This window comes from Oleiphilus sp. HI0117, from assembly GCF_001635235.1.
In genome coordinates this window covers 1-1,286 of record NZ_LWGA01001468.1, presented here as the reverse complement: position 1 = coordinate 1,286, position 1,286 = coordinate 1, and the positions used below count along the sequence as shown (strand labels likewise).

The following is a 1,286-nucleotide window of genomic DNA, read 5'->3' as shown; positions in this document are numbered from 1 at the left end:
TCTGGGTCATGGTTCAGCTATCTATTAATAGCGGCGCGAATTATGCCACAAAGAAAGCGCTTTCGTTAAACCAAAGCAAAGATTTTTGTATCTCGTTTGCTAAGGGCTTATATCGGGGTGCAATATTCCTCGATCAAAGCTATTATTCGCCCCTTATTTCTGCCGCCAATTCGAGAACAGTAACTTAGCATGAATGTCTCTTCTATTTCGTCAACGCTTATTCCTTCAGTGCCCGCTGACCATAAATACTGGGGCTCCATTCCTCAAGGTGCTAGCGCGGCGACACTTTACGAGTTACTTAATGAGATAGAAGGCTTTTGTTTATATATCGCTAAAGATTCGCAACAAGCCTACGCAATGGAAAGCGCGTTTAAATTCTTTAACGAAGGCAAGCATGAGGTTTATGTTTTCCCTGACTGGGAAACACTTCCCTACGATACATTCTCACCCCATGAAGATATTATTTCTCAGCGTTTGGAAACTCTCAGCAAGCTTCCTCTTGCTAAGCGCGGCTTACTTATCATCCCGCTTAATACGCTATTGCATCGTTTGCCACCAAAAAGCTTTTTGAACGCGCACACCTTTTCTTTAAAGAATGGGCAGACATTTGAGCTTGAAAAGTACCGCCGTATGCTTGAAGAAGTTGGCTACAGAAATGTTAATACCGTTTATGAGCATGGCGAGTACGCAATACGAGGCTCAATCTTTGACCTTTACCCTATGGGCAGTGAAGAACCCGTTCGTATCGAGTTGTTTGATGATGAGATAGAAAGCCTGCGTACATTCGACCCGGATAACCAGCGTTCAAAAAATAAGATCAAATCGCTAAAGATTTTACCTGCAAACGAATTCCCATGGGACGATAAAAGCCGCATGAGTTTTCGGAACCGTTGGTTAGAGCAGTTCCCAAATGCGGCATCAAACTGTCCTTTATATCGAGATATCAAAGACGGAATCAAACCACACGGCGTTGAATATTACAGCCCGCTGTTTTTTGAAGAGATGACAACACTGTTTGACTATTTACCTGAACAGTCACTTGTCATTACGCCAAGTGACATGCCTGAATTGCTAGATCATGTGTGGAGCGATATTAACGGCCGTTACGAAGATCGAAGGCACGATATCCAGCGCCCTATTCTTCCGCCTAGAAACCTGTTCCTGACAACTGACGAATTATTTTCTGATTTAAAGCAACACCCAAGGTTAACCTTATCCACCGCGAGATTAAGTGAAGGTGCAGGTAAATCAAACTTACCTTTTGATGTACTAGGGCAAGTAGGTGT

The 1,286-nt window shown here is 43.2% G+C and carries 1 protein-coding gene and 1 pseudogene; both read left to right on the top strand.

Features of this window, described 5'->3' with window-relative positions; all coding sequences use genetic code 11:
- On the top strand, window positions 1–188 hold a 188-nt coding region (locus A3757_RS27835), incomplete at its 5' end, for a hypothetical protein (RefSeq protein ID WP_231878381.1).
- A 1-nt stretch (window position 189) separates the two neighbouring features.
- Window positions 190–1,286: pseudogene (locus tag A3757_RS24435) on the top strand (transcription-repair coupling factor); the annotation flags it as partial.